At 60.7% G+C, this 20,753-nt stretch carries 18 protein-coding genes and 1 pseudogene; 15 read left to right on the top strand and 4 right to left on the bottom strand.

Features of this window, described 5'->3' with window-relative positions; genetic code table 11:
- The first annotated feature begins 8 nt into the window (after positions 1 to 8).
- The 6 genes from HHL24_RS37400 to HHL24_RS44345 all read left to right on the top strand — a co-directional run bounded on the left by HHL24_RS37400 (position 9) and on the right by HHL24_RS44345 (position 4,826).
- The gene (locus tag HHL24_RS37400; protein ID WP_329606802.1) at positions 9 to 596 is read left to right on the top strand and encodes a 3'-5' exonuclease family protein; all 588 of its coding nucleotides are present in this window, start codon (positions 9 to 11) and stop codon (positions 594 to 596) included.
- A 99-nt stretch (positions 597 to 695) separates the two neighbouring features.
- The gene (locus HHL24_RS37395; RefSeq protein ID WP_169490338.1) at positions 696 to 1,598 is read left to right on the top strand and encodes a helix-turn-helix domain-containing protein; all 903 of its coding nucleotides are present in this window, start codon (positions 696 to 698) and stop codon (positions 1,596 to 1,598) included.
- Between the two features lie 105 nt (positions 1,599 to 1,703).
- Positions 1,704 to 3,203, top strand: a complete 1,500-nt coding sequence (gene istA, locus HHL24_RS37390) for an IS21 family transposase (RefSeq protein ID WP_169490337.1) — start codon at positions 1,704 to 1,706, stop codon at positions 3,201 to 3,203.
- Entirely contained in the window at positions 3,200 to 4,015 is an 816-nt protein-coding gene (gene istB, locus HHL24_RS37385) for an IS21-like element helper ATPase IstB (RefSeq protein ID WP_169490336.1), read from the top strand. The genes istA and istB overlap by 4 nt, the downstream gene beginning before the upstream one ends.
- A 33-nt stretch (positions 4,016 to 4,048) precedes the next feature.
- Positions 4,049 to 4,285 (top strand): hypothetical protein, encoded by a 237-nt coding sequence (locus HHL24_RS37380; protein ID WP_169490335.1) that lies wholly within the window; start codon positions 4,049 to 4,051, stop codon positions 4,283 to 4,285.
- 388 nt (positions 4,286 to 4,673) lie between these two features.
- Positions 4,674 to 4,826: a hypothetical protein gene (locus HHL24_RS44345; RefSeq protein WP_230417736.1), complete on the top strand. Its 153-nt coding sequence runs from the start codon at positions 4,674 to 4,676 to the stop codon at positions 4,824 to 4,826.
- 134 nt (positions 4,827 to 4,960) lie between these two features.
- Here the strand turns inward: HHL24_RS44345 and HHL24_RS37370 are convergent, their stop codons facing one another.
- Positions 4,961 to 5,365, bottom strand: a complete 405-nt coding sequence (locus HHL24_RS37370; RefSeq protein ID WP_169490333.1) for a hypothetical protein — start codon at positions 5,363 to 5,365, stop codon at positions 4,961 to 4,963.
- Positions 5,366 to 5,607: 242 nt separating this feature from the next.
- Positions 5,608 to 6,195 (bottom strand): LuxR C-terminal-related transcriptional regulator, encoded by a 588-nt coding sequence (locus HHL24_RS37365; protein WP_169490332.1) that lies wholly within the window; start codon positions 6,193 to 6,195, stop codon positions 5,608 to 5,610.
- Positions 6,196 to 6,339: 144 nt separating this feature from the next.
- On the opposite strand from HHL24_RS37365, the gene HHL24_RS37360 reads away from it, so the two are divergent.
- From HHL24_RS37360 to HHL24_RS37325, 8 genes are all read left to right on the top strand, one after another.
- Positions 6,340 to 6,960: an isochorismatase family protein gene (locus HHL24_RS37360; protein ID WP_169490331.1), complete on the top strand. Its 621-nt coding sequence runs from the start codon at positions 6,340 to 6,342 to the stop codon at positions 6,958 to 6,960.
- A 186-nt stretch (positions 6,961 to 7,146) separates the two neighbouring features.
- Positions 7,147 to 8,469, top strand: coding sequence for an MFS transporter (locus tag HHL24_RS37355; protein ID WP_169490330.1), 1,323 nt, complete (start codon positions 7,147 to 7,149; stop codon positions 8,467 to 8,469).
- Between the two features lie 706 nt (positions 8,470 to 9,175).
- Positions 9,176 to 10,504 (top strand): phosphorylase family protein, encoded by a 1,329-nt coding sequence (locus HHL24_RS37350; RefSeq protein ID WP_206003191.1) that lies wholly within the window; start codon positions 9,176 to 9,178, stop codon positions 10,502 to 10,504.
- A gap of 24 nt (positions 10,505 to 10,528) precedes the next feature.
- On the top strand, positions 10,529 to 11,776 hold the full coding sequence (locus HHL24_RS37345; protein ID WP_169490329.1) for a GTPase-associated system all-helical protein GASH: 1,248 nt from the start codon (positions 10,529 to 10,531) through the stop codon (positions 11,774 to 11,776).
- A gap of 148 nt (positions 11,777 to 11,924) precedes the next feature.
- Positions 11,925 to 12,728 carry a TRAFAC clade GTPase domain-containing protein gene (locus HHL24_RS37340; RefSeq protein WP_169490328.1) on the top strand — a complete coding sequence of 268 codons (804 nt, stop codon included), beginning with the start codon at positions 11,925 to 11,927 and terminating at the stop codon, positions 12,726 to 12,728.
- Positions 12,721 to 13,569: a TRAFAC clade GTPase domain-containing protein gene (locus HHL24_RS37335; RefSeq protein WP_169490327.1), complete on the top strand. Its 849-nt coding sequence runs from the start codon at positions 12,721 to 12,723 to the stop codon at positions 13,567 to 13,569. The genes HHL24_RS37340 and HHL24_RS37335 overlap by 8 nt, the downstream gene beginning before the upstream one ends.
- Positions 13,566 to 15,956, top strand: a complete 2,391-nt coding sequence (locus HHL24_RS37330) for a GAP1-N1 domain-containing protein (protein WP_169490326.1) — start codon at positions 13,566 to 13,568, stop codon at positions 15,954 to 15,956. The genes HHL24_RS37335 and HHL24_RS37330 overlap by 4 nt, the downstream gene beginning before the upstream one ends.
- Positions 15,957 to 16,397: 441 nt before the next feature.
- Positions 16,398 to 17,081 (top strand): hypothetical protein, encoded by a 684-nt coding sequence (locus HHL24_RS37325; RefSeq protein ID WP_169490325.1) that lies wholly within the window; start codon positions 16,398 to 16,400, stop codon positions 17,079 to 17,081.
- 77 nt (positions 17,082 to 17,158) lie between these two features.
- Here HHL24_RS37325 and HHL24_RS37320 read toward each other — a convergent pair whose 3' ends face one another.
- Positions 17,159 to 17,872 (bottom strand): IS6 family transposase, encoded by a 714-nt coding sequence (locus tag HHL24_RS37320; RefSeq protein ID WP_169490364.1) that lies wholly within the window; start codon positions 17,870 to 17,872, stop codon positions 17,159 to 17,161.
- A gap of 204 nt (positions 17,873 to 18,076) precedes the next feature.
- Here HHL24_RS37320 and HHL24_RS37315 point away from each other — a divergent pair, with 204 nt between their 5' ends.
- On the top strand, positions 18,077 to 18,676 hold the full coding sequence (locus HHL24_RS37315; RefSeq protein ID WP_169490324.1) for a Uma2 family endonuclease: 600 nt from the start codon (positions 18,077 to 18,079) through the stop codon (positions 18,674 to 18,676).
- Positions 18,677 to 19,102: 426 nt separating this feature from the next.
- On the opposite strand, the pseudogene HHL24_RS37310 reads toward HHL24_RS37315, so the two are convergent.
- Positions 19,103 to 20,544 (bottom strand): annotated as a pseudogene (locus tag HHL24_RS37310) (ISKra4 family transposase).
- Between the last annotated feature and the right edge of the window lie 209 nt (positions 20,545 to 20,753).

Genomic DNA, 20,753 nt, shown 5'->3' with positions numbered 1-20,753 from the left:
ATCCGGGAGTGCCGCTGCGGGACGGGGTGCGATCGGCGCTGCACGCTGCGGGCCCGCAAAAGAAAGAAGAACAGGACATGACGGACACATCCTTTCACGGCGCGCTGCTCTGGCCGCTGCCGGCCGGGCTGCAAGGTGGCTCGAACAGCCGCTATTTCATCGACACGGAATACACTGACTTCCGGCATTGCCAGCTGGTCAGTCTCGCCATCGCTGGCGAGAACGGGGATGAGTTCTACGGCGAGCGTACCGACTTTGATCTGGCACGGTGCAGTGACTTTGTCCGCAAGGTGGTCCTGCCTCAGCTCGGCCATTTTGAGGGGCGTGCGATGCCGTTTGACCGGCTGCGGGAGGCACTACGCGCATGGCTCGGCAGCGTACCCGGCGACTCCGGACCGGTACTCTGCTACGACTGCGAGACGGACCTGAACCTGTTCCGGTTCCTGCTGGGTGGCCCCCTGCCGCGTGGCTGGCGGGTCGAGAATATCGCGGGTCGTCGCGACCGGGAACGGCGCGCTGAATACTTCGCCCGGCATGGCGGCGAGCACCACGCGCTGCATGACGCGCGGGCCAATGCGTACGCTTTTGCTGGCTGATTACGGCGGGGGTGATTCGGTCGCTGAAGCGCCAGACTTCCGGGCCGGACGAAAACATCCGATCGATGAAAAATCACAGGTATCAGGCAGGAGACCGGGATGACCGGAGGTCATGAGTGGATTCCGCGATCCGGCGCACTACGGATCGGGCAACGCCTGCGTGAGCGTCGCAGGGCGTTGGGGTTGACCCAGGCCGAACTCGCGGGCAGGGCGGGTGTGGCTCAATCAAAATTTGTGCACTGGGAGAAAGGAAGGTGGCCCAACGCCATTGCTACAGCTACCGTGAACGCGCTGGAAGTTGCCCTGCAGGCGCCGCAAGGATGGCTGCTCAGCCATGACATGCAGCCGTTGCCGGATCCCGTGTTCAATGCTGGAAGTGCAGTCGCCCGAGGACGACGGGGTGATCTCCAGACGCGAATTCCCCCGGCCCAGTGCAGGGAAATCGGCCCTCACGCCAGGCGGCTGCGCGAGGAGCTAGGTCTTTCGGTTGCGGAAGTGGCGCGCGTCTGTGCGGTATCAAATCCCACGTTGTTGCAGTGGGAGCAGGGGACGTTTCCGAAGGCGCTTACCGTGGCCCATCTTCGCAACTGGGAGCGTGCACTCCTGCTTGCGCCGGATCAACTGCTGACGCCTCCGGCGGCGCATCCAGGGGTGCGTGATGGCAGGTGGCGCGTGGTCGTAGAGGCTCAAACGCTCGAAGCCGCAATCCGCCGCGTCGCGGAATGTCTGGCCGCCCGCGGACGTAACCTGGTCAGGCCGGAGCAGCCACTGGAAGCCAAAATTGTTCGGGATGCCGAGCTGCTCGCGCACCGCTACGGGATTGGCACGCGTCGCTGGCCACTGATCGACGTCGCCGTCGCGTACGGCATCACGCTCTCGCACGCGCACCAGACCGTTGCCGGAATGATCGCGCGCGCGGCACAGTTCGAGTTTGAGATCGCGGTGCTGGTGGGCGGCGACAATGACTACGTCCGGTGTAGCGACATTCATCTTGGCCGGTAGTGCGGAGTCGGAGGCGGCGTAGCCGCCGGAGACGACGAACTACCGGCGGCGCCGGATCGGCGAGGCTTAGGATGGCTGACTGAACCTAAAAGAGGCGGTCAGCCCATGTCTGGAAGCCGCATCACCGACCAGCAGGTCCGCCTCTACATGAACCATCGCAAACACCATCCGCAGAAGCTCGCCGCGGCGAAGTCAGGCATGAGCGAGCGCACGGCGCGGCGTGTCGAACACGAAGCCGGACTACCGTCACAGCAGCCCCGGCGCTACTGGCGCTCGCGCCCAGATCCGTTCGTCGATGTCTGGGAGAGCGAAGTGGTCCCATTGCTGCGCGCTGCGCCAAAGCTGAAGGCGATCACCCTGCTGCGCAAATTGCAGGAGGACCATCCTGACGGCTTTCCTGACAGCATGCGGCGCACGTTTGAGCGTCATGTCAGCCAGTGGCGCGCGCTCGAAGGTCCGAACCAGGAAGTATTCTTCCCTCAAACGTATCAGCCCGGCGCGCGAGGCCTGTCGGACTTCACGCACATGGACAAGCTGTGCGTAACGATTGGCGGCATCCCGTTCAACCACCTGCTGTATCACTTCGTGCTGGCGTTCTCGCGCTGGGAATACGCGAGCGTGGTCGAGGGTGGTGAGAGCTTCCAGGCGCTGGCGACGGGATTGCAGAACGCGCTGTGGCAGGCCGGCGGTTGCCCACGGGAACATCGTTCCGACAGCCTGTCGGCGGCCTTCAGAAACCTGCAGGAAGAGGAAGACTTCACGGTTCGCTATGCAGCGCTGCTCGAACACTACGGGATGGAAGGCACGCGCAACAACCGTGGCATGGGTCATGAGAATGGCAGCGTCGAATCCTCGCATCGCTATCTGAAGGATCAGGTCGATCAGGCCCTGGAGTTGCGCGGTCACCGCGATTTCGCGGACCGGGCCGCGTACGACGAGTTCGTGCGCGGGGTGGTGATGCGCCGCAACCGGCGCAACGCTGCAGCGTTCCAGATCGAGCGCGAACACCTGCTAGATCTGCCTGAACACCGTACCACCGACTTCGCCGAGGAAGAGGCGCGCGTGACACGCTGCGGCACGTTCACCGTGCGTTGCGTCCTGTACAGCGCCCCGTCGCGGCTGATCGGTCATCGCCTGAAGGTACGCCTCTACAGTGACCGGCTCGATTGCTATCTGTCCGGCGCGCTCGTGCACAGCACGGCGAGAGCCACGCACACGAGCAAACGGCGCGGTCGCGGCATCGACTACCGGCACTTCATCGATTCGCTCAAACGCAAGCCGCAGGCCTTCAGGGGCCTCGCGTTCCGTGACGATCTGTTTCCGCGTGAAGCCTACCGACGGACCTGGGAGCGACTGGAGGAGGCGCTGACGCCGCGCAGCGCATGCAAGACCATGGTGGGCCTGCTCGAGCTGGCAGGAAACCACGGCGTCGAGGCGCAACTGGCGCAGAGGCTCGACGCATTGCTAGAACTCGGTGAACTGCCCGATCTGAAGGCGCTGTTCGATGAGTTCGCGCCGCGCCGGGCCGAGTGTCCGGTGGTTGTCGTCGAGATGCCGTCCGTCGCGGTCTATGACACGTTGCTCGATGAGGAGGTGCTCGCATGAATGCCGCCTACGATGCAGGCCGTATCGCGCTGATGCTCAACGAATTGCGCCTGCCAACGATCGGCCGGTTGTGGCCGGACTTCGCTGAACGCTCGGACAAGGAAAGCTGGCAGGCGTCGCGGTTACTCGGTGCATTGCTCGAACATGAACTCGCCGAGCGCGCCAAACGAAGAATCGAGCGTCATCGTGCCGAGTCACATCTGGATCCGACCAAGACGCTCGCCACCTTCGACTTCGGTGTTGTGCCGATGGTCTCGAAGGCGCATGTGATGGCGCTGGCCACCGGCGATTCGTGGCTTGAGAAAGGCGCCACGATTCTCCTGTTCGGGCCGCCTGGAGGCGGCAAAAGTCATCTTGGAAGCGCAATCGGACACGCCCTGATCGATGCCGGCTATCGTGTGTTGTTCACCCGGACCGGCGAAATTGTGCAGAAGCTCCAGGTTGCGCGTCAGAGTTTGCAACTGCCGTCCGCACTCGCCAAACTCGATCGGTTCGACCTGATCATCCTGGACGATCTGTCGTATGTGAGGAAGGATCAGGCCGAAACCAGCGTGCTGTTCGAGCTGATCGCCGAAAGATACGAGCGGAAAAGTCTTCTGATAACGGCCAACCAGCCATTCTCCGGCTGGAATGACGTCTTCCCGGACCCCGGCATGACGGTGGCCGCCATCGACCGGCTCGTCCATCACTCGACGATCTTCGAGCTGAATGTCGAAAGCTATCGGCGCCGCACAGCCAGCGACAAACAGAAAGAGCGCCGCCGTCAATTACCCACCGACAACCCGAATGGAGCGACAACCATGTCCCCGTGACGCAGCGACAATCACCTCGACCGACCGGCCAAGATGTTTGTCGGTAAACCGGACGTCCTGCTTGACGCTATCCAGCTGGATTCGATCGTCGAGGCTGGCGCGGCAGGCCTTTCGTCGACGACAGCTGTCGCCGATAGCCGTATGCATGACCTGCTCGGGCCGTCGCTGTCCATGGAGCGCGCTGCGGCATTCGCCAGCGAAATATTGTTCCGGCGAATCGCCAGCGCTGATGCCCGTGTGGCGATGGCCTGTACCAGCGTCCCGAAGTAAGCGACGAATTTTCCGTTTAACTCGCAGGCGATCGTGGTGCGGGTACGAATCCTCGATCAGATATGCATTTGCAGGACTGCTGTACCGAATGAGAGAGTCATCAAAAGGAGTGGATGCTTCGAGTCACCTGCCCGGTGGACGGGAAAGCGGAAAACGTGTCATCGCGACGGCGGATGTCGCGCGAATGAGTGGCGGGGCACTCGCGGATTACAGGGTGGCTCTGAAAGATGAGGTTCTCGGCGAGGTGGATGAGCCCGTCATGGTGCGTAGTTATCCGCGATGGGCAGGCAGGGTGTGGGACCTTGTTACGCGTTGTCTTGCTACGGCACTGAATCAGGGGCGTGAAGAGTTACCATCGAGACCTGCGAAACCGGAGGTGCCGGTTCGCATGAACGACGCAGGCTTCCGTTACGCACGGCTGGGCGAGATTCCCGAGCCCGCCAGGACATTTTTCGGCCGGACGCTGGGCGGTTCAGGTATTCCTGATCGCGGCTGCGCCTACGCGCACGACTGGTTCAACTTTCTCAACGGCCAGCGCTGATGCCAGGGGGCAACGCACACGTGACGGGTGAGACATAGCGTTTTCTCAAGATCGCCCGGCAGCGTTGCCTCGCCTTCGCCTGCTGTGGTAGTGGCCGACGAGCCGCTCCATCCGCTCGTCCAGCCCCTTGCTTCTCACGCTACGTAGGTGTTCTGATTTCGCCTGGCAGCGGCAATCACTTCACGGGGGCGGTCGAGCGCATCCTTCGGCGCAACCGGGCGCCCTTCATCGTCGCTAATCCAGCCATTCGGGAAGTGGAACCATGCCGCGATCTTGCCGGCATCGGCGAGCGGTCCGAGCGCAGCGAGAACCTCGCTGATAACTGGTAGCGGCTGATGACACGGATCGAACTGATACGCCGCAAAGTACTCGTGTCCGCTTACAGTCACGCTGTAGATGCGGCCGCCATGCTTCCAGTCGCTTACTGACTGCGACGTACCGGAAGGCGGGCAATTCTGCCGCTCATTTATCTGTGCAGCGGTCAGCCATTCACCGTGATGGAACACAGTGCGCCAGGTTTTCAGGACGCGCGGGCTCATGCCACGGAGCTGCACGAAGATCGCGTGCTGCAATCGACATTGTCGGGAGCCGCTATCGATAACGCAGTGACGGCGAGTTTCATCAGGAATTCCTTTCGAATGGACAGCGTAGGAGCCTCATCCATCGTACTTGGCCGGACCGTGTTCGGCCAGGAGCCGCCGGTCAGGCGGACTGTGCGAATGCCCGTTGTCAATTCGACATCGGCCATATAGCCGAGCATTGTCGTTTCCGTCGAACAACTCTAGGCGAGGAGCGTTTTAACAAGCTCGTGTGTCGAGGGCGCGTCGAATTTCTTCAACAGTTTTCCACAAAAGACCTCAACGGTTCGAGGGCTGATACCCAACGCTATTCCGATTTCCTTCGCAGTCTGGTTCTGGATAAGTAACGCGGCCACATCACGCTCGCGCTTGGTCATTGAATTTTTGGCCTCTGCGATAAATTTATTGGCAGAGCTTGCTCCGCCCGATAGGCTTGTTGCGACACCCATCTCCGAGAAGAACCACAGCGCCTCGCGATACGGATCGTCCCGGTGTTCACTGACACCCGTCACATTCACCCAAAAAAGCTCGCCGTCAGCCCTCTGCATGGCTCGCGGCTCTGTAATTCGGCCGAACCTTTTGAGCGCCGGAATTACGCGTGCGCCGAAGCGCTCGAAAGCCACCTGATTTGGGTACAGCACTCGGACTGTCTGGCCTACCAGGGCGTCGCCGGTGGCGCGAAACATGTCCAGGAATTGCCGGTTGCAAGCAGATATCACCCGCTGTCGGGTGACCATCAGTGCGACCGGTACGTGCGCGAAAACCTGCTCGTAATTGATTGGTTCAGACATGGACGCGCCAGCTGGAATTCCTTTCACACAACCTCCTCGTAGGCAGGGTGATTTCGTACGTAACCGATACGTATTGTTGTACGTATATTGCACCCGTAGACTCTTACGTGCAATGACATTTAAACCATTGATTTGGAGGAAAAAATGGACGATTACAAACATCGCTCGTATGGAGCCGTAGAGATCGGCATGAAGGGAAAGGTCGGGATTGTCGTCGTGGACTATCAGTTGGCCTTCACCGAGTCGAAATACCCACTTGGTGGCGCGCCGCTCGTGATGCGTGGACTTGAAAATACCGCGCGTCTTCTCAAGGTGGCTCGCGCGCACAACGTACCCATCGCAACATGTTTCACCGCTTACAAAACCGAGCGTGACATGCCGCACTGGAAAATTTCCGCAGTTCGGGATCAGTTCAGACTCGATCATCCGAGTTCGGCACTGGACCCTCGGATATACGACAAGGATTACGACGTTGTGGTTTGCAAGTTTGGCCCGTCGATATTCTTCCAGACACCGGTAGTGCCTTTCTTCATCAAGGAAGGCGTCGAGACGGTCATCATCACGGGCTGCAATACGAGCGGATGCATTCGCGCATCGACCATTGACAGTTTCCAGTGGGGCTTCCGCACGATCGTTCCGGAAGATTGCGTGGGCGATATCGAAGAAGGACCGCACCGTGACAATCTGCGCGATGTCGGCCGGCGATACGCTGACGTGTCGAGCGCTGACGACGTCATTGCGTATATCAAACACTCGACAAATTAACGCTCCGCAGACTATGGCCGGTATCGGCCCGTGCACGGAAATGTGCTCCGGACGCCGCGGTTAGCCTAGGCGTCCGGCCGCCAGCAAGCCGGGTTGGGCTGATACACGACCCAACGCGCTGAAATCGACGGTTGCGTCCGCTGACCCGAAAGAACTCGTATGTCCCAATTTCCCGTGGAGCCTCCCATGAATCACGCCCGCACCCTCGACGGTACCCTCGAACCGGATGAAATCGAGCACAGCATGAAAAGAATTGCGGTCGCGAGTGTCATTGGCACGACCGTCGAATGGTACGACCTGTTCGTGTTCGCGACTGCCTCGGCGCTCGTGTTCAATAAGGTGTTCTTTCCGGGTTTTGTGCCGTTGATCGGCACGTTGCTTGCCTTCGGCACGTTTGCATCTGCGTACCTTGCGCGTATCGTTGGCGCGGCGCTGTTCGGTCATTTCGGCGACAGGCTAGGGCGCAAGTCGATGCTACTGGTGTCGCTGGTGATCATGGGCATGGCCACATTTTGCATTGGGCTCCTGCCAGACTATGCGTCGATCGGTATCTGGGCGCCAGTCCTGCTGATCACGCTACGCATCGTGCAAGGTCTCGCGCTCGGAGGAGAATGGGGCGGGGCGGTGTTGATGGCAGTCGAACACGCCCCAGCCAACCGGCGTGGCCTTTACGGTTCCTGGGTGCAAATTGGCGTGCCGGCGGGCACGTTAATCGCCAACTTTGTGTTCCTGTTGAGTAACGTGTGTCTGCCTAACGGCGCCTTGCTCGCATGGGGGTGGCGTCTCCCTTTTCTCTGCAGTGTGTTGCTGGTCGCCGTCGGTCTCTACGTTCGAATGAACACGTCGGAAACGCCGTCGTTCCGTAAGGTCAGGGACACCAACGCTCGGGTCAAAGTGCCGTTGGTCGAACTGCTGGGCAAGCACTGGAAACAGGTGCTGCTGGGCGGCATTGCGACCATGTCGACCGGTACGTCGTTCAACCTGATCGTTGCGTTTGGACTGACCTATGGAACGCAAACACTCGGCTATTCTCGCAACGCGATGCTTTCCGTTGCGCTCATCGCCTGCGCGCTTTGCGTCGTGATGTTGCCCGCGTTTGGGCAGCTTTCGGATCTGATCGGGCGCAAGCCGGTGATCGTCGGCGGAATCGTCGCAGAGGCGCTGCTGGCATTCCCGCTTTTCTGGCTGCTCGACACACGCGAGTTCGCCTTCGCATTGCTGGGATACTTATTGATGATGACCGCTTTCGCCGCCAACTACGGACCGATTGCCACTTTTCTCGCGGAGCTGTTCGGCACTCAGATTCGATACTCGGGCCTGTCGGTCAGCTACATGCTGTCTGGACTGTTGGGCAGCGCCGCGACGCCGATCGTGACGACAGCACTACTGTCGGCCACCGGGAAGGGATCCTCGGTTGCGTGGTTTATGGTCGCGTCAGCGGTCATTTCGATTGCTGCGTTGCTGCTGATTGCGGAAACGCGCAAAAGGGATCTGGGCGCGGCGACTTAGCTCAGTTGTTAATATCAAGTCTTCTGTTTGGCCGCCGCTACAAGCGGACGGCTTCTGTCTGGAAAGCGGACGGACTAAAGTTGTATCCGTCTGTCTCCGAAGGGTCGAAATTTGCCTGTCGACTTGGCTTTCTGGGCAATATCAGGAACTCCGAACATATCATCGCAGGCCGGAGCTCGACAGTTTTAGTTCCCAACGAAAAAATCGTCCAATTCCACATAATTGGGGCTATCTACCCCTTCATTTCAGGACACGGAGGCGCGCGTCGATCCATCACCGCTCACACAACTAAAGTTGTGACTAAATTTCAACCAAAGTCGTAACTACCCCGCGCTTTGCCATCCCGTGCGCCGTTACCGCGCGTCGACGCTGACACAGGCCGTCGATCTTGCGCGCGACGACCGTCTGCCTGCTCCCCACCGCACACTGCGATACCACTTCGATTGAAATCGCGCATTGCGTTACAACAACTTTGGTTGCCGACATCGACGCGATGGTTACAACATTAGTTGAAATGCGATCTGGCCCAGAAGCCTTGCAGGGAGGGGGTTCGCAGGAGCTTTTGCATTGCACAACGGTGGTAACAACTTTAGTTGTGCGAGCGGCAGTGCGCTCGGCCGGCTCTGGACCCAATGCTAAGATGCCATCGGACCCCGCAGCGACCTGCGTCCGGACAGGAACGGGGATCAACATTACCCAGAGACCCATGATGGCTTCCAGCGACCGCTCCCCCCCTGACGAGACCGATGTTCTGATCGTTTGCGCCCTGAAGGACGAATATGACGCTGTGGTGGCGGTGAACGCGGGGCTTGCGGGCAAGGGTTGGGACGAGCGCGCGTCGGTCGACGGCTGGCTGGCAAGTTTTGCCACGTTCCACGCGGTCAGCGGCGGTGCGTTCCGTGTCTGTGCAACATTCGGCGCCCAGATGGGCCGGGAGCACAACCAGGCGGTGGCCAGCGTGTTCGCAAACGCCTACCGCCCGAGGCTGATCGGGATGACGGGCATCTGTGCCGGTCGGCGCAGTAAGGTCAATCTGGGCGACGTCATCTTCGCGGAGCGGGTCTGGTCATACGACGCCGGAAAGGTGAACGTTGACGCGGATGGCGCGCCCCACTTCCAGGGCGATCCGATTGTGTACTCACCGCCGGACGTCTGGGTGCAGCGCCTGCGTGCCTATCGACCGGCGTCGGGTGACTGGGAGCGGTTGCGGCCGGTGCTTCCGCTCGAGTGGCAAGAAGAATGGGTGCTGAGGGCGCTGGCCGAAGGGCAGGACCCACGCAACGACGCAGGGTTTGCGCAGTGGTGCGCTGACTGGCCGGACGTCTTCGACCGTCTTTGCCGTCGGGACTACGTGGACCCGGCGCTCGCTCTGACGGAAGCCGGAAACGCGTTCATTGACGAACTTCGGCTGCGTCATCCGACCCAGTCACCGGCCGCTAGAGGGTACGCCGTCCACGTTGCGCCCATGGCGACGGGAGCCGCGGTGCAGGAAGACCCGGAGGTCTTCGACCGGATTGCACCGGCAATGCGGAAGGTTCTGGGTCTCGACATGGAGGCATCGGCGATCGGCGCACTGGCACGTTCGCTCGCTGTGCCGTTTATCGTCGTCAAGGGGGTTTCTGACTGCGGTGATCCGCTCAAGGACGATCGCTACCGCCAGTTTGCCGCCCGGGCATCGGCCGAATGCTTTCTAGACTTTCTCCGGCGCGCCGGCGATCTGCTGCCGAGCGCGGCCGGTCCTGCGCAGGTCGCACCGCCAAGAGCGCAGGCCGCGCGTGCGACTGTACCGGGCGAGCTAGTCCGCGAATTCGCCAACCTCTATCCCGATCGCGACTCGGCGCGCGCGCTGTGGGAGCGAGCAGGCGGCGTCGCCTACGAGGTTGAGAATATCGCGAACCCGCGAGACATGTGGCAGCGCCTGTGGCTGAACGCGTGCCGCGGCGCGCGCGTCTCACCGGCTGCGTTGCTCGATGCCGCGCTCGAAGATTTCCCGCACAGCGAGGCTTTCCAGGCGGCGCGGGCAAGCCAAAAATAACTGTCTTTGCAAGGACGCAGGCGGATGGAATCGATACTTGATGAACTGGTTGCGACAGGGCTGATCGCACGACTCGACGGTGAGGACTCGCGGCTGGAGAAAATCCGGGCGGCAGTCCAGCGCCTGGCTGAGACGCTCGGCAAGGACCGACCCTCATTATTGCGGGCCGCTCTCGCGGCGATCAACCCGGACGCAAGGGAAGACGACCCCGCGATCGTCAGCGCGCATGACGTCCTGGTTGAGAAATGGCCGACGATGCGGTCGGTCCATACCAGTGTGCCGGTCGCGCTGCTGCGCGCGCTGCTGCTCGACGCATGCAACCTCGCGGCGCAGGATGAGCGCAACGCCGCCATCATCTGGAATACCCTTGCTGACCAGTTGCCCCTCGCGCGGCTTGGGGCCGAGGCACCGGTCATTGCGGAGATGCTCCAGGGAATCGGCGAACGCTTGGCGGAATCGGTCACGGTTTCCAGTCCGGGAAAAAAGACCGCAGCACCGCAACCCCCGCAGATTCCCGCGATCAAGGTCGAGCGGGCCGACTGGGACTTGACGGCCGCAGTCAACGCTGCGATTACGCAAGCGAGGAATCCCCAGTTCAATTTCCAGTATTCGCAGATCGACCCTGCAAAGCTCGCGCAGGTCTTTGACGACGTCGCCGGGACGATGTCGGATGCGGTCCACGCGCCGCTGGAGCAAATGAGCCAGGCCCTGGCGGCGGCGGTCAAGTATGTTGCTGATGCGAGCGCATACGAACGGAAGACCACACGCGCCGAGATGGAAAGGTTGGTGTCGGCGGACCAGGTGCGGCTTGACGCGCTCTGGTGGTACGAAGCCATGTATTCTCCGACCCTCAGGCAGGGCTACCGGGACGTTGCGCCGCCGCTGGCTACTGTCATGATGGTTGTGGATCTGCTCGAGATTGTCATCCCGCCTTCGCCGGTGGCGACAGGTTATCTGCTGGCCGAAGCGGTCAACCGGCTGCAGGGGGCAGCTTTCGATCACACATACAGTCTGAAGGAGTTGATTGAGGCGACGCAGCAGGCGTGCGCACAAGCTTCCCTGAGTCTGGGTGAGCACATGAGCGAGGCGCCGCTTGAGGGCGAACTGAGTATCCGGGATGCCTTCGTGGCTGCGGTTAGCGGCCCGGTGCAGGGCGTGGACGCGGTTCTGGCGCGCGCGGGACTATGCGCCGGATGGTCCGGGTCGCTGCCGGCCTTTGCGAGGAGCCTCTATCGACAGGAGCAGGCAGTCAGGCTCGCGAGGGCCGACTGATATGAACAGGCGCTGCGCGAATGGGCCCTGCCACGTGCATGAGGGCGAGTCGTGTCTTCTGGGCACCCAGCCTGTCGACGAATGTTCGCACTGGTGCGAGGGTAGCGCGTTATCCGGGGAGTCGTCGACTGCGGAGAGCCGGGCGGGCGTGAATGTTCCGTGGTCCGGTGCGGCGCTGGGTACGGACGATCTGTTCAATCTCTTTGCGCACCGGCGGCCGGTCCTGATCGCGCTGGTTGGTGCTCACGATACCGGGAAAACGACCTTGCTCGTCGGCAGCTATCTCTCATTGATCAAGGGCAGCGCGCTGGCAGGAGCCTCGTTTTGTGGATCGCGAACGCTCGAAGCGTGGGAGTCACTCGCCGCGTGGGTGCGGCTGGAAAAGGGGAATCCCTCGTTTCCGCCGCACACGCCGCGTGGCAGCGGGCGTGTCCCCGGTCTGCTTCACGTTGCGCTGCGAAACGGTGAGGGCGAGTATCGGGATATTGTGTTTACGGACGCGCCGGGAGAATGGTTCAGCAGCTGGGCCGTCAACGAGGACGCGGAGGACGCGAAGGGAGCCCAGTGGATTGCGGAGCACGCAGATGCCTTTCTGATTGTCGCCGACGGCATGCGCTTGTCCGGAGCAGAGCGTGGGCGTGCACGCCACGAGCTGCGACAGCTCGTGGAACGGCTGGGGCGCCATATCCGCGGCCGGCCGACTGTATTCGTCTGGGCGAAGTCGGACCAGCAGCCGGTGGAAACCATCAAGGATGCAATCAGGGTGGCTGTCCGTGAGCACCTTCCGCACGCAAGAGAAATCGAAAGTACAACGAACCATCCGGACACCCTCAATACGGCCGTTGGCGAAGCAGTCGCGGCGGCGTGGAACCCGCCACTGTTCGGTCGCGAGATCGGGATTCCGCGCATCGATGCGGTGCCATTTAACGTGTATCGGGGGCATCATGGCTAGTCCAAAACTCGTCGTACTGGGCGGCCCCAACAGCGGCAAGACCCACCTTGCCGGACAGATCTATGGGCGGGTACAGCGGCGACCGGGCCACTTTCGTTTGCGAAAGGAGGATGGCACCCCCGCTGATATCTCTGCGCTCGAGGAGGTGCTTGCAGCGCTGGAAAGCGGACATGCGGCGGGCCACACGCCCTCGGGTACGTGGGCTGAGATCAAGCTGCCCCTCGAGAGCGACTCGGGGGCGCGCATGGACCTGCACTGGCCGGACTACGGCGGAGAGCAACTCGACGACGTGTTCGAAAAGCGCTCGGTGCCCGACTCATGGCGGGCCCGACTGTGCGAGGCGGGTGGCTGGATCGTCCTGATCCGGCTCAAGACGGAGACCGTGTACAGCGATGCGCTCGAACAGCTGGTGGAGCACGCCCACACGAAGGCCGTGCCACAGGCGAGAGCCGAGAAATGGGACGCCAACGCGAGATGGGTCGAACTGCTGCAGATGCTGCTTCACGCGAGCGGCCGCGGTGCTGTGAACCGGCTGTCGCGCCCTCGGCTGCTGGTGCTGCTGTCCTGCTACGATGAACTCGGTCCGGCGGACGAGGCCCCAATGTCTATGCTAGAGCGACATCTTCCCATGCTCGCGTCGTTTCTCAGGAACACATGGGCGGGCCCGGACCTGAGTGTCTGGGGCCTGTCGGCGCTTGGACGCCTTCTTACACCGGAAAGCACCGACGACGACTTCATCAACCGCGGTCCGGAGTTTCAGGGCTGGGTGATTCATCCGGATGGAGGTGCTCAGGACACCGACCTGACCGCCCCCCTGGGCTGGCTAAGCGGAACAGTATGACGGGGCCGTTTCGTGCGCGTTACGGCGCGGCGGATAACAAGCACACCTTGCTTGATTTTGACGGCAAGGGCGAGCCGCCGCGCGTGCTGCTGGGCTTGACGGACAAGCCGCCGGGGACGTATCGCCCGGGCGATCTTTGGTGGCCCGCCGTCGGCTTCGGCCCGGTTGGCGACTCGTGGGCTCTGTGGTGCACCCGCCCCGATGACGAGGCAACCCGCGCAGGCATGGTGACGAGTCAGGTCCTGATTTGGCCCATCGAGGAAATCGGGGAGGTGGAAGACCTGACTCCATTCATCGCGCAGGTAAGCGGCGAGCCGCCCGCCCTGCCTGCGGGGCATATGGCCGAGGTGGTCGCGCAGGCGATCATTGACGCGGACCAGCGAGCGCCCGTGGTTCCGGGCCTGCTGAACTGGCCTGGTTTGATTGCGACACTCTGGCGGCAGCTTCCGGCGGCCGACAGGAAGGTCTTTTCAGGTCGCGTGATGCTCAGCCCGCCGCAGCATGGCAGTGACGACCGGTGCTCACTCTTCTGTACGCCCGACGGCCGAGCGGCGCAGTGGCCCGCCGACAGGCTGGTGGACGCGCGCTTGACGGAGCCGGTCTCGCGGGCTGCGCGATGGCTAGCCGGACAAGAGGACAGCGGCGTCGCGCTGATCGTGCAGGCGCTCTCCGACCAGCCCATCCTGCAGAGGATAAATACGGTTGCACGCGCGGCAGAGCGCCTTGATGCACTACGCACCGCGCCGTCACCGGAAGGCGCGATCCTGTTGCTCCGTCCACTCATCCTGCTTGCCCCCAGCAAAGACCGGCTGACCGAGTTGAAGACCGAGGCGCTTGCCGCGATTGCTGCGGGTATGGAGGGCGCCAATGTCGGCGTAGTCCGGTCGATGGCCAACATTGACGACAGCGCGTTGCCGGAGCTTGGCCCGGTCAGGGCAGCCCTGACCCGGTGGGTTGTGCGGCACATGCCGGATCTGGATGCGGAGGATCTTGTGTCGGTGGTTGACGCGCTTGCGCCGGGACGTTCGTGCGAGTGGTGGAAGCAGACCGTACAGGCCGCCATCACAGATCATCTGCAATCCTTATCATGGCGCACGGCGCTTTTCCACTGGCTGTCGTCGCCCGCTTGCCGCCAGGCCCTAGCCGGCAACTGGGGTCTCGAGGGGCTGGAGTCAGACATGATTGCGGTCGCGCAGACGTCTGACGTCCCGCCGTCGCACGACGCGTCTGGCATGCTCGAAACCTGCACGGTCTTTGGTTGGTCGACGCTCCATGCCATGATGTGTGGCGGAATCTGGACGCTATGTGACGCACTGGTCCGGCAGTTGTCGTTCCCGGGCGATTCCGTACCCGGGCTGCAATGGCTGGTAGGGCATGCGGACGGGGCGCAGCTCGTCGCGGCCGCCGTGGCGCTCAACGATGATGGGCTCAGGCAATGTGTCGCGGGTCGCACAGTGGGCGAGCCCGGACTCCTCGCGACGATGAACGCCGGGCCTGCATGGCTCGTACTCTGGGTTCAGCACGTGACGCTTGGTGGTCAGCCGTGGCCACGGGGGCTGGACACGGCCGCCACGTGCCGCCTGCTGCTCCAGGAACTCGATAGCGTCGAGCTGACGCCGGCACTTCTTCACGCGATCGGCGACGAACTTGCCGCGTGCATCCTTGATTCACCCAAACGGTCCGAGTTGTGGACGAGGCTACCTGCCGATTTGCGGCGCCGCGTTGCGCAGGTCGCGCTGGCAAAGGTAAACGCCGGTGAAGTATACGCGAAGCCCGAGGAGCCGCTTTTAGGGCAACTGGTTGCGATTGCGAAGGCACAGAGGATTTCCGCGGCGGCGCTCCTGCTGTTCTTGGGGTGGACTGCAGCGGTTTGCGAAGGCGACGCGCTGGGGTGGGTTGCGCGCATGCAGTGGGACAGCCATGCTGCGGCCATTGGAGAAAGGATCGATGCGCTGGGTTGGAATCGCGTGGCAGAGGCGCTCTATGCCGCATCGTGGGGGGATCGTGCAGTAGTGCCGGCGGCTCTGGCATGCAGGCATCTGCTGTCGTCTTATCAGCGCATTGTGTTGGAGTTCAGGGCAAAGTACAGCGTCAGCTTCGGGCCGAAGGAAGTTGATGCACTCGATGATCGTATCGTGACCCTCGGCGCAACGATCGCGGACGACCGTCTGAAAGACTTCTGGGTCCGGGCGGGTGGCGATGTTGCCCGGCTTGGCCTGCATACCTATCCGCGTGATCGCTGGCGTGATGCGGTACGTGCCGCGCGTCACGGGGCACTTCACGGGGGGCTACTGTCTTTAGTCGATCAGATTCTTGAAGATTATCCGAACAACGAAGAGTTCCATAACATCCGTGCGATCTTGGCGAACGGTTCACCGAGGAGGTAAGCGATGGCCGCCGGGCAGGTTAGCGCTGTCGCGCCCCGTGAGGACGACTGGCAGACGGGATCGAGAGCGTCGGCGGTGGTGTGGCGCTGCTCACGTGCCCAGGGGGCGTAGAACGCAATCCGTCAATCCAGAACTGACGCGGAACACTCTTGCGCCACAAGGATCGACGACTTGACGATATTATTTACACGCCAAACGAAATAAAGTCGTCACCCATTGGACGTAGAGCGCCAAGACGTTGAATCGCTTGCTGTGTAAGGGAATGCGCTCGATCAGTGCGATTCGGTGGCTGTTGCGACGGTACAACAATCATGAGGAAGTTTGTTCAACAACTCTGCCAGCGCGGCATAGGTACCTGGATATCAAATCGCATCGACCACGCAATCGAAAAGGCGTCTTTCATAAGCTGTCACTGATTCTTGAGACGGGGAGTGAGTTGTAGTGAAATTTGTTGAGTACGATAAAATGTTGGAAACGGATGACGCGGTCCTGCGCCACGAGATTGGACATGCTCTTGTATGGTTTCACTACGGAGGACCGATTGGTAGGCTGCGGCTTAGCCGCGAATACGACGGGAAGCTCATGGCGAGCATGCGGTTTGGCATGACTGCCATTGATATCGCAAAGCGCAACGCCGTTCGCTTGCTTGCAGGCGAGATTGCAGCCCGTCGTTTCCTGGGCCTTCCAGCGGAAAGTGCAACTTATGACTTCCAGGTGCCTCCTAGCGCTAGAGCGGAAGCGGTGACGTCGCGGCTAGGTAATCCCCATTCTGACATGACGAAGGCTCTCATCCTTGCTTGTGACGATGCCGGCGATGGGTGGTTCGAATGGCTCAAAGCGCGCCATTCAGAAGCAAGACGTCTCGTCGACAAGGAATGGCAGGCTATCGAAGATGTGGCGAAAGGGCTCAAGCGCCATATACCGATGGAGCCGCGAACGGACGTTTTGCTTCCCGGCCTTTCGCTGATCAAGGGATTCGAGAAAAAGGCGGTGGTTTCTCAAAGTAGTATCGCTACTGAAGCCGTGCATAGAGGTGCGATCGGCAGCTTTGGTATGCGCAGGTATAGATGTTACCGCGTACATGTCGCCAAGTCATTGACGGCATTTGAAGACTCCGGCGTCTAGAGATCGCAGCGCGAGAAGGCCGGGTAGTGTCGCGATAAGGATGGCGTGGCGAATTGATTTCAAATCAATAGGAATGCTTACATCACCAGCGAATAGAACCGGTCGGCAACCGTTTGGGCGCTGCCGTCGTCAATCAACTGTCCCTTGCGGATCATATGCATGATTTCAATGCCCGAAAGGATGATGCGCGCGCATCGGAAATCCTTGAAGCCCATCATCGGCCTGATGATGCGTTTGATGGCGCGGTGATCCTGCTCGACCACGTTGTTCAGGTACTTGTTCTGCCGGATCCGGATGGGCGTTTGCCGTTCGGCGTTGATGGCTTCGAGCGCGGCCAGGTTGGCGCCACTTTTGTCGATGGTGATTACCTCTGGCTCGCCATTCCGGTCGATCGCCTTCTCAAAATAGCGCCGCGCGGCCACTTTGTCGCGACGGGCGCGCAGCAGGAAATCCACGGTGTTGCCGTCTCTGTCCACTGCGCGGTACAGATATTTCCATTGGCCCTTGACCTTGACGTAGGTCTCATCCATTCTCCAGCTCCTGCCGACAGGGCGTTTGTGCTTGCGGAACGCCTTTTCGAACAACGGCACGAGCTTGATCACCCAGCGATGTACGCTTGAATGGTCGACCTCGAACCCACGTTCAGCCATCATTTCCTCGAGGTCGCGCAGACTCAGCGAATACGCCACGTACCAGCGCACACACAGCAGGATCACGTCCAAGGGGTAGTGCAGCCGTTTCAGCACCCGGGCGATGCCCGGCGGCAGTGTCGTGCGTGGCGTCTTTGTCATCCGGGAAATCGTGTTCGTCAACCAAGTCGGTTCGCGAATTCTACCCACGACGCCTTATTGCGACACTGCCGTTGCACATCGACAGAACAGTTTTGCGCCAACGACGCCCCTATAAGTTGTCTGAATGGTGCAGTGCACACTTACAGGATTTTTGAATTGCAGCGAGGGGGTATACGCTTAACTACCTTCCCTGCGAGAAGCGTCATGGACGCATCTACTCTCCTGGACCGCGACGGATTGCTTGCGATATGGCGTCGCCTGACTGCGACGACGGAATTTGGTCAGCGAGAACCGTACGAGTTGGACGAGCGGGGTGAGTTGCGGGTGAGTTCTCGCTTGTCGGCGCGCCGCCAGATAGTGCTCACGGACGTCTACTGCCAATTGACCGCGCAGATGGGCCATCTGGCTGCCATGTCGGTGCCCGTCACCACTCCCTCCTTTGGCATTAGGGATCCGGATGTCGTCTGGGTACCGGGCGATCGGTGGGAAAGCTTCGAGCATGGCGACCCGGTTCCATTCGTACCAGACCTGTGTGCGGAGATACTTCTCGATAGTGATCGGAAGCAGGAGATAGACCGAAGGGTCAAAGGCTACCTGGAAGGCGGCGCCCGCGAAGTCATTGTCGTGAGCCCGCGTGGTCAGGTCGAATTCTGGGGCACCACAGGCCCGCGACAAGCTTCAATGTTCGGCGTCGCGCTATCGCTTGACCGAGCGTACTTTGAAGAACGGGCTTGGCCATCGCCCTCTGTTTTCTCTGTTAAGAGAATGCGCCGACGCGATCTTGTCCTGCCGGACCCCATCTGAACTCAACCGTCGGCATGAGGCGAGTCCAAAGGTTGAAGTCCTGCCGGACTGCTCGTATGGGGCCATGGCATTCTCTCAGTAGCAACTACTTTCCTGTATGACTGATACGCATCGTTGTTTGCGAGCGCCGCGACGACGACCAGGCTTGCGTCAACAGACGCGTAAATCTCGATGATTGCAAATAAGCGATGGAGAGGTCTCCGGCCGCTTGCGAACATAGAAAGTGTCGGGCGTCGATTGACAACGACGTTAGTGCCGGATGACGTTGAATTGACGCTCGCGAGACACCATCGCGCGCGTGCGATTGTCTAGATAGGCGGGATTCACCCCCTTGCTACACATGCCGCCGAAAATAAAAATGGACCCGACGGGAACCGGGTCCCAACTATCGCCACCTTGTCGGTCGGCAAGTGTTGGTGGAAGCCGTTAAAAACCCCGGGATGTGCGTCGCCACGGCCACGTAACGCGGCGCTCTCCAATCCATGGAAATTGCCGTCGCGCGAGCTCGTCGAATTCGTGGTTGAGCAACGCGACGCGCAACTGCACGACACTGTGCGCTCCTATGCGACTCCACCGCATATGCTGACCCTTGCACATTCGTCGGCCGACGATCCGATTAATCGACGATTCGACGAAGCCAGTAGAGATCCGCCGTCCCACGTGTTGCCATGTTCGATAGTCAATCAGCGACTCAACATTGCTCTTGAGATAGTCGACCACATTGAAGAGGGCATAGAGTGCTCTTCTGACCTGAACGCTCATCGCCTGGTCTCGCTGTTCACGAAGATCAAGCAAATGGGCTAGCCTGGCAGCGAACTTCTGCCACGCCTCGTTGTCACCGACCCAAACGTAATGACGGAAGCGGACAAACAGATCCCACAGTTCGAACGCTGATCCATTCTTCGTCAGTCGTCCATATGCCAGCGGTGCGATGGCCTGATCAACGCGACGCAACAGCCGCCCAATATGCGCCCAATCGAGAATCCACTCAGTATCGTATGGAAGGTCTTTCGCCACGCCAGCCAGGTCTCGAGCTCCGTCCGTGAGGACGACAACTTCATTCGGATCCCCGCATCCACTGGTCTCGAGGAATCGGATCATTTCCTGATTGAGTCTTTTTGTACGCGGCATGGCTGAAGCCCAAACGCTTGGCTGCTTACCGGCCTCGCTCAGCGCAGCAACAATCACTGTGATGGATGCTGATCCGTTCCCAACTTCTGCGCGATTTTGCTTTCCCGAACCTTTGCGATTGCAATGTGCCCGACGGACGTAGCCGACGTCGATGCCGAGTTCTACATCTGGCTTTGTCGTCTCGCACCAGTGGCGCGCTGGCTCCGCATTATTGATCGACTTTCCGATGGCCACCGTGTGGTTGCGAATCGTTACATGATTATCGCGACCTGAGTTGGGTAACAAAAGGTCCATGACGACCTTTGCTTGCCGATAAGGCATCGTGGCTCCAAGCTGCGCATGCAACCACCTCAGCTCACCAGTGCTTGCCTCCGTCAACCAGTTTTTGAGCGGCGAAATATATCGTGAAGGGTCGGCGCCACAACTGCAGGCCTTCCATCGTTCCCGACAATAGAAAACCTTTCCTAGCGTTGTCTTCAACTCCGAACAATGTTGTCGTGCAGACGACGCTGTACGCCGCATATCAAACAGGATCTACGCGCCGCACGAAAACGGTCGATCTGCTCGACAACGAACTCTTGCTGCACGCAATTGAGCAATGACTTGCCTTCAGCGAGTGACAGCCCTACGTCTCCGGGTGTCGGCTCTTCAATGGTCCTGTGAAACCGCATTAGCTCGACCCGCTTCGTTTCACCCCCATCGCCGTTATCGAACTCAAGAACAATCGTGCATTGCATGGTGGCTCCTGGTCCGGGGATTGAGGTGACGATACGCCTTCTTCCATCGGTCTCCCAGCCTTTTTAACGGCTTCCACCATTAGCGCCTTTTGGGCACCGCTAGCAGAATTAGCGATCTTCAACAGCATCGTCCATGATGGTCTCCAGTTCGGCGTGAGCACGGCCAGCCTAACGGCGCGACGGGGCGGGTTGGGCCATCACATTAGTTG

The organism is Paraburkholderia polaris, from assembly GCF_012927345.1.
In the GTDB taxonomy this organism is placed as follows: Bacteria; Pseudomonadota; Gammaproteobacteria; order Burkholderiales; family Burkholderiaceae; genus Paraburkholderia; species Paraburkholderia polaris.
This window is presented reverse-complemented; position numbering and strand designations above follow the sequence as displayed.